The 7,423-nt window shown below is 66.0% G+C and carries 10 protein-coding genes; 4 read left to right on the forward strand and 6 right to left on the reverse strand.

From position 1 onward, the window contains the following. Nucleotides 1–43: 43 nt before the first annotated feature. Nucleotides 44–931 (reverse strand): type IV toxin-antitoxin system AbiEi family antitoxin domain-containing protein, encoded by an 888-nt coding sequence (locus tag ACSYG9_RS04505; protein WP_454841338.1) that lies wholly within the window; start codon nucleotides 929–931, stop codon nucleotides 44–46. Between the two features lie 82 nt (nucleotides 932–1,013). After that, complete coding sequence (locus ACSYG9_RS04510) at nucleotides 1,014–1,931, reverse strand: TIGR03564 family F420-dependent LLM class oxidoreductase (RefSeq protein WP_440126009.1); 918 nt, start codon at nucleotides 1,929–1,931, stop codon at nucleotides 1,014–1,016. A 94-nt stretch (nucleotides 1,932–2,025) separates the two neighbouring features. On the opposite strand from ACSYG9_RS04510, the gene ACSYG9_RS04515 reads away from it, so the two are divergent. From ACSYG9_RS04515 to ACSYG9_RS04530, 4 genes are all read left to right on the forward strand, one after another. Beyond that, the gene (locus ACSYG9_RS04515) at nucleotides 2,026–2,859 is read left to right on the forward strand and encodes a TauD/TfdA family dioxygenase (RefSeq protein ID WP_440126010.1); all 834 of its coding nucleotides are present in this window, start codon (nucleotides 2,026–2,028) and stop codon (nucleotides 2,857–2,859) included. Next, nucleotides 2,856–3,413: a nuclear transport factor 2 family protein gene (locus ACSYG9_RS04520; protein ID WP_454841341.1), complete on the forward strand. Its 558-nt coding sequence runs from the start codon at nucleotides 2,856–2,858 to the stop codon at nucleotides 3,411–3,413. Before ACSYG9_RS04515 ends, ACSYG9_RS04520 begins: the two co-directional genes overlap by 4 nt. A gap of 94 nt (nucleotides 3,414–3,507) precedes the next feature. Next, a complete protein-coding gene (locus ACSYG9_RS04525) occupies nucleotides 3,508–4,188 on the forward strand; it encodes a PaaI family thioesterase (RefSeq protein WP_454841343.1) in 681 nt (226 codons plus the stop codon). An 87-nt stretch (nucleotides 4,189–4,275) separates the two neighbouring features. Next, a complete protein-coding gene (locus ACSYG9_RS04530) occupies nucleotides 4,276–4,626 on the forward strand; it encodes a hypothetical protein (protein WP_454841345.1) in 351 nt (116 codons plus the stop codon). Nucleotides 4,627–4,795: 169 nt separating this feature from the next. Here ACSYG9_RS04530 and ACSYG9_RS04535 read toward each other — a convergent pair whose 3' ends face one another. The 4 genes from ACSYG9_RS04535 to ACSYG9_RS04550 all read right to left on the reverse strand — a co-directional run bounded on the left by ACSYG9_RS04535 (nucleotide 4,796) and on the right by ACSYG9_RS04550 (nucleotide 7,362). Beyond that, entirely contained in the window at nucleotides 4,796–5,992 is a 1,197-nt protein-coding gene (locus ACSYG9_RS04535) for a MalY/PatB family protein (RefSeq protein WP_454841347.1), read from the reverse strand. A gap of 78 nt (nucleotides 5,993–6,070) precedes the next feature. Beyond that, nucleotides 6,071–6,205 carry a hypothetical protein gene (locus ACSYG9_RS04540; RefSeq protein ID WP_277351980.1) on the reverse strand — a complete coding sequence of 45 codons (135 nt, stop codon included), beginning with the start codon at nucleotides 6,203–6,205 and terminating at the stop codon, nucleotides 6,071–6,073. A 169-nt stretch (nucleotides 6,206–6,374) separates the two neighbouring features. Continuing rightward, a complete protein-coding gene (locus tag ACSYG9_RS04545) occupies nucleotides 6,375–7,025 on the reverse strand; it encodes a hypothetical protein (protein WP_440126015.1) in 651 nt (216 codons plus the stop codon). Nucleotides 7,026–7,200: 175 nt separating this feature from the next. After that, complete coding sequence (locus ACSYG9_RS04550) at nucleotides 7,201–7,362, reverse strand: hypothetical protein (protein ID WP_169687123.1); 162 nt, start codon at nucleotides 7,360–7,362, stop codon at nucleotides 7,201–7,203. Nucleotides 7,363–7,423: the final 61 nt, after the last annotated feature.

Below are 7,423 nucleotides of genomic sequence, written 5' to 3' on the forward strand. Positions count from 1 at the left end.
TGACGCGGGAAGCTGGTATCCGCACGGGAAGACCGCACGATCGCTAGTGACGCCTCGCGTCCTCCCGAAGCTTCTCCCGACGAAAAACGTCGGGGGCGTCGTCTCTGTACTTACCCATGCCGTCGAACTCGCCGATGATCCGATGCTCCTTCCAAGAGAAGTCGGTGCGAGCAACGAATTCTCCGTCCGGGGTGTGCACAACCTCCTGCAGTGAGGGGGCGGGCAACCCGATCTGTTCCATCCGCAACCGGCTCAGCGACTCACCGGGGCTTTCGCTACGTCCGTCGAGAAAAGCGATGATCCGTCGCGCTGCGGCGATGCCTTGCCGTCGGCCGAGGGCTTCGAGGGCCTCCGGTAGTGCCGCCTTCAAAGACGGGTTTCCCGCCAACGCCGAATCCCCGGCGATCACGACCTCGTCGATCGGTGCCGTACAGGCGAGGTCCGCGACTGTCCGCGCAATGGTCGTACACGGCACTCCGTCGACCCGGACCACGTCGTCGGCGCCGAGTTGTACGACATGCACATGACGTCCGGCGCCGCGACGGCCACCGGATCGCCCGTCGCGGGTCACGTGGATGCGGCTCAGGTCGGGACGCCACAATGCCAGTCCGTGCAGAACAGCGGCAGACACATGGCTGATCGCGGTCCCGTCGGGCAGTCCCGCTCCCGTGGTGTGCGCTCGGATTCGATGTCGTTCGATCGCGTCGAGGCCCTCGGCGGTAGGGCCGTCCAGATAGATTCCGGGAGCGAGGCGTTCGAGTTCGCCGGTCCGGAGGGCACGACGGACTTCGGAGTCGCTCAGACCTGAGCTGAGAGCGTCGCTGCGGCGGAAGGGTTTCGGTGAGGTCATGACACCGAAACTCTCATCGCGGTACGTCCACACCGTGCCGGATCCGGCGGAAGCCGCAAATCTGTGGATGGTTCCGGTCACTGTGGATAACTCCCGCGACGCAATTCGCTTCCCACAACGCCTATTACGGGTGTGGGAAGCGAATTTCCGCGCGGGAAGCGGACTATCGGGTGGTCAGTGAGCTCAAGAAGTCTCGGGTGCGCTGGACCGATCCGCGCACATCGTCGCCGACGGGGAAGATCGCGGCCCAGATGTCGGTGGCGCCTGCGTCGAGCAGGTTCTGCAGTTGGGCGCGCACGGCTTCCTCGGTGCCGACGATGGCGACGTCGGCCGGGGTGCTCGCTCCCCCGACCTCGAGGACCCGCTGATAGTTCGGCATTCCGGCGTACATGGTGGCCGTGGCAGCGACCGCGGCGCGCGCTTCGTCGGCGTCGTCGTGCACCGCGACCGGCAGCCCCGCAACAATGCGCGGCGACGGGCGGCCCGCGTTCTCCGCTGCGGCGCGGATCGCGGGTGAGATGACGGATTCGACGACCTTCGCCGACGCCATCCACAGCACCGTGCCGTCGGCGTATTGCCCTGCGACACGCAGCATCCGAGGCGACATCGCCGACAGCAACACGGGCACCTCATGCGCGACCCGCGCCATCCGGCCCTCGCTCCGGGTACTCCACTCGCCGCCCTGGAAGTCGATGTCCTCGCCCCGCAGAAGTGCGGTGACGATGCGGACGTATTCCTCGGTGTTGCGCCCGGGCCGGTCGTACGACATGCCGTACACGTCGCGCACGAGAGATTCGTGGGACGGACCGAGACCCAGGGTGAAGCCGGGGCGCCCCATAGCTTCCGCTACTGCCGCAACGCGGTTCGCCTGCAGCAGCGGGTGGACGGGGTAGGTCTGGAGCACAGCGGTACCGAGTTCGATTGTGGACGTCTCGCGACCGGCGATGGCGAGCGCCGTGAGGGGGTCGCCTGCGACCGTGCTGGCGTACCAGAGCGACGAGAAGCCGTCGGCCTCCGCTTTCTGTGCTTGTTTCACGATCTTGTCGGTGGTCGATGCGCCACCTGTCAACCCGATCCGCACCACGAGCCTCCTTGGAGAACCTTACTTATACACAGCGAGAATAGTACTCTCCTAATAAGACTATCTACTTCTTGCTCGACCTGGAGGCCGCACCTTGTTTGCCGACATCACCCCCATCTCCGAAGAAATCGGCGCAGAAATCACCGGCGTCGCAGGCCACACCCTCAGCGACCCGAAAGCCGCCGCGCGCTGCCAGGAACTGGTCGACGAGTACGGCGTCGTGGTGTTCCGCGAAGCGAGGATCACCGACGGCGACCTCGTCGAACTGAGCCGCATGCTCGGTGAGGTCGTCGTGCCGCCGATGGGCGGCCAGGAAGACCACCCCGAGGTGTCCGCGATCAGCCTCGACCCCGCGAAGACGGTCCTGGCGTCGTACAACACCGGCACCTTCTACTGGCACATCGACGGCGCCACCGACGAGGTCCCCCAGAAGGGCACGCTGCTGACCGCGCTGCAGGTGTCCGACGAGGGCGGCGACACCGAGTTCGCGAACACCTACGCGTCGTACGAGGCACTCTCCGACCAGGACAAGGCCGAGTTCGAGACGCTCCGCGTGGTGCACAGCTTCGCCGCCGCCCAGCGTCTGGCCAACCCCGAGCCGACGGAGAAGCAGGAGGCCGCGTGGGCTCGGGTACCCGAGCGTGAGCATCCGCTGGTGTGGACGCGGCGCAGCGGACGCAAGTCGTTGCTGATCGGCGCGACCGCCTCACACGTCGTCGGCATGCCGGAAGAAGAGAGCAGCGATCTGATCCGCAGACTGCTCGCGTGGTCGACGCAGCCGAGGTTCTCGCTGCGTCATCACTGGCAGCCCGGCGACCTCGTGCTGTGGGACAACACGGGCATGCTGCACCGCGCGGTGCCGTATTCAGCGACGTCACCGCGCCTTCTGCACCGCACCACCCTCGTGGGCGAGGAGGCCGTGGCATGACCGATCTCGCCGACCTCGAGCGCAACGTGCAGTACCTGATGGATCGGGCCGCGATTCTCGACTGCATCGCGAACCACGCGCGCGGGTGTGACCGACACGACACGGAACTTCTCGGCGGCACGTATCACGACGACGGTGTCGACGAGCACGGCGCGACCGTCAACAGCGGGCCGGACTATGCACAGTGGGCCAATTCCGTCCATGCCGCGACGGCGGACGCCCACACCCACAACATCACCACTCACACGTGCGAGATCGACGGCGATACCGCACACTGCGAGAGCTACGTCATCGTCGGCCTTCTCGGAAAAGGCTCGTCCACAGTGCAATTGATGAGCGGTCGATACATCGACCGGCTAGAGAAGCGCGACGGCACGTGGCGGATCGCGGTGCGCAGGTCGACGGTGGAGTGGAGCGCCTCGGCCGATGCGTCGCTTCTGCAGTCGCCGTACTTCACGAAACAGGCCTTCCTCAAAGGCACCCGCGACACGTCCGATCTGTCCTACCAGCGCCCCCTCGAGGCGGACTCCGATGCCCCCGCCCGCTGGCGATAATCGTCTCGATCAGCGGCAATGAGCTTTGACAAGGGCCCATGTTCCCTGTTCGGATAGCAGGCATCCCCTTGCGTGAATTTGGAGAACACCGACGATGATGGACTCGCTCCACACCTTCCGGCTCTACGTCAACGATGGGTTGTCGGACGAAGAAATCGCAGCTCAAGCCGCACGTTACCAGCCGCTGGCCCAGGATCTGCGCGACCTGATCGTGTTGTCCATCCAGTCTCGTGGGGGCGACGACGAGATCCTCGAGGCTCGCAAGCACCTCTCGGAGGCCAGGTCGATCCTGGAACGGGATCGGGAATCCGGTCCGTACGGCACCCGCTTCAACGACTCCGGCGGCTTCCGGACCTGGGGGAATGCCGCGATCGGGTTGCGCAACCCGATCGCGCCGCCGCTCGAGTTCCAGTTCGAGGACGACGGTCGTGTGTGGGCCGACTTCCATCTCAACGCCGCCTACGAGGGTCCCGCCGGTTTCGCGCACGGCGGAGTCTCGGCCATGGTGCTCGATCAGCTCCTCGGCGACACGGCCCGTCATGCGGGCGCTCCGGGGATGACGGGCACGCTGACGGTCAAGTATCGGCGCCCCACCCCGCTCGGCGATCTGCACTGCGAGGCGCGACTCGATCGGATCGAGGGTGCGAAGGCATTCGCGACGGGCTTCATCTCCGGCCCCGACGGGGTGTGCGTCGAAGCCGAGGGTGTCTTCATCGCCCCGAAGTGGATGCTCGAGCAGCGCGAGCGCACCGGGCTCCAGGGCTCCGCGCAGTAACCCAGAACACTCGCGCTGCTACGGCGGGCGTGGGGGCGCGCTGAGTAGAGTGGTGCGGGTACGCAGCGCGAAGGACGGTGACCGCCCGTGGAGAATGTCGAGTTCTATTCTCTCGTCGCGATGTGTTCGCTCTTCGCCGCGTCCACGTGGTGTCTTGCCCGTCCGCATCTGCTGTCAAGCCTCGCCGCTGCAGTCGCTTCCGGTTTGTGGGTGATCCTCAACGGCCCCCTCGAAGGCCGCGTCCTCTATGTGGTGACTCCCAATCACGGCCTGACCGAATCCGATCTGCTGTCGGCCGTGGGGCTGTGCATCGCCGCGTGGGGCTACTGGTACAGCATCCGGGCCCGGCGTCGGCGACAGCGTCGCCGACCCGCGAGCAGAACCGGCCAGCGACGCCCCGAGGACACTCGTGCGGTACCCGTCCGTGTCGGCGACTAGACCATAAGATCGCCTATGTCCCCGCGTTACATCACCATTCGGTCTCGATCCTGGACGAATCAATCAGGCTCGCTTAGACTTGCCCACGGCCACTTCGCGTGGCCGTATCTCCCTGAAGTCCTCCCCGACACAGGAGATGCAGCGCAGAGCCCCGCTGGCTCCTCCCCCCTCAATCCGCCGGCGGGGCTTTCCTGCGCTCGCCCGTCGTCAGACCCGCGACGACGCCGTCGAGGATCTTCCCGACAAGCGCATCCGACGTCGCGAAGTTGATCCGCACGTGGTTTCGGGATTCCCGCCCGAACCGCGCACCTCCGTCGACGAGAACCCCGCTCTCGCCGATGCGGGCCACAGGGTCGTCGATGCCGAGTGGACCGGCATCGATCCACGACAGGTAGGTCGCTTCGGGGACGTGATGCCGGGCGGCGGGAACCTCGGTGCGCAGCACGTCGTGCACGCGTCGGCGATTGCGTTCGAGCACGCGCAGCAGGTCGGACTGCCAGGCGTCGCCGTCCTGCCAGGCGGCCAGTGTTGCCACCACTCCCGGCACCGACACCGCCCCGTACAGATCGAACGGTTCGCCGTCGCGCCGGGACAGCAGCCCGGCCGATCCGTAGTGCACCACAGCGCATCGCAGTCCGGCGAGATTGAAGGCCTTGCTCGCCGACGTGATCGTCACCGTGCGCGCGGCGGCGTCACTACTGATCGACGCGAACGGGATGTGGCGGTGCGGTTCGTAGATCAGTTCGGCATGGATCTCGTCGCTGACGACGAGAATGTCGAATCGTTCGGCGAGGTCGGCGATGCGCTCGAGCTCGTCGCGGGTGTGCACGCGTCCGGTCGGATTGTGCGGGTTCACCAGGACAAGGACGCGCGGACGATAGCGCGAGACCGCCTGCTCGAAGGTCTCGAAGTCGAGTTCCCATCCGTCACCGGCATCGAAGAACGGAAAGTCGATCTGCTGCAAACCCATTCGCCTGATCGTGGAGAGGAACGGCGGGTAGTTCGGGGTCTGGATCGCGACGGCGTCGCCGCGGGTGGTGGCGAGATGCAGGATGATCTGCAACGCCTGGATGAGGTCGGTCTGCTCGCGTACCGCATCCGGATCGGGTTCCCACCCGTATCGCGCGGTCATGCGCCGAGCGAATTCTGCGCGGAGCGGTGTGCCGCGGAACCAGTCCGGGTATCCGAGATCGCTACTTTCGATCCGTTCGAGTAGCGCGCGCCGAATCTCCGGCGCTACAGGGAAATCCATATCTGCGACCCAGGAGGGAATCAATCCTTCCGCTGTCGCTTGCGCCCATTTCGCCCCCGCGCGGGACGACAGCGCATCGACCTCGAGATCGTCGAAACCGGGGACACCGGCCATCGATCCTCCGAACACTTCCGCTACGGACAACCGCGCGCTGCAGGCAACGCGCGGCTGCCTTCGCAGCACGCGGTGACGTCAGTTGCGTCGGTCTACTGCCATATCGTCGCTCTGGACGTCTTCATCCATCCGCGCGAGGTGGGCTTTGATCCACTCGGTGCTCCCCGGTGCGGCGGAGCTGTCGAACGTCGAATCGGTGGTGCAGGTGCTCAAGTCAATCCTCGTCGCACTCGACGCCGGTATGCCCGGCGGACGCAGGTCACAACCACCCCGTGTGAGTGACCGACGTCACTATAGCTCTGGAATCGGGCTCTGCCAAACCGCCTCGTAGCGACCCGGCGGTGCCAGCAGAAGACGGCACCGCCGGAACTACGAGCTCAGCTCACGGCTGCGAGGACTGCGGGGCCAGCAGGTCACGAATGAAGTCCAGGAACCACTGGATCGGATCGATGGGCAGTTCGTCGAGGGGCGGTTCCGGCGTCGTCACCGGCTCGTCGGAGACAGGCCCGGCCTGCGCCGGAGCCGCCTCGGGAGCAGGAGCAGGCGCGGCCTCGGCGGGTGCAGCTTCGCCACCGCCGACGGTCACCGTGATGGGCTCCTTCGCGAACGGGCGACCCGACGCGTCGAAGATGTTGTCGTAGGTGGCACCGGCGGCGTCCTGGCAACCCCAGTAGACCTCGTAGGTGCCCGGCGTCAGCGCGCGAGCACCGGTCTGCGCGGGTGCGCCGTCCTTGACATAGGTGGCCGAGGACGTCTGGGTGTTCTTCACCGAGAACTCGGTGCCCGCGGGCTGGTTGTCGATGCGGCCCGACGGGGTCGCGGTATCGACGGTGCCCGGCTCGAGGACGTAGGTGACGCAGGTGGCGCCGAGTTCCACCGAGCCTTCGGGCAGATCGAAGTCGACGGTGATCGAGGTGTCGTCCGCGGAAGCGGACACGTTGGGGCCGGCAGCGGATGCGACACCCGGGACGGCGAATGCCAGCGCAGCGGCGCCGGCGGCAGTGAGGGCAGCTTTCTTCGCGACAGAATTCATAAATTTCCTCCCCGAAATTTTCTGGTGCGCCCGCGTCGTGAGCGGCACGCGAAACCGACCTCTGTCAGGCACAGCTTCATCTGCACGTTATCGCAGGTAACGATCCGTGTCGCGACGAAGAGGCACACGCGTCGGGAAGAACCGAAATGTCCCCTTTTTCGAGGAATCGGGAAGGTCAGTTGAGCAGCGGCGGCCGCGCATGATCGCGTTGATCTCGCTGCAATTCGACGAGCTCTTCTTCTCGCTCGGCCACCCTCAGGAACACCCCCGCAGCGAACGCGACAGCGGCCGACACTGCCAGCCACGCCACCAGTCCCACCGCGATCCACCACCACATGAGCTCAGTGTGCGCGAAATCGAGGGGCCTGCCAAACACCCTTACCGGACGTAACGACAAC

It is taken from the genome of Rhodococcus sp. SJ-2, assembly GCF_053750035.1.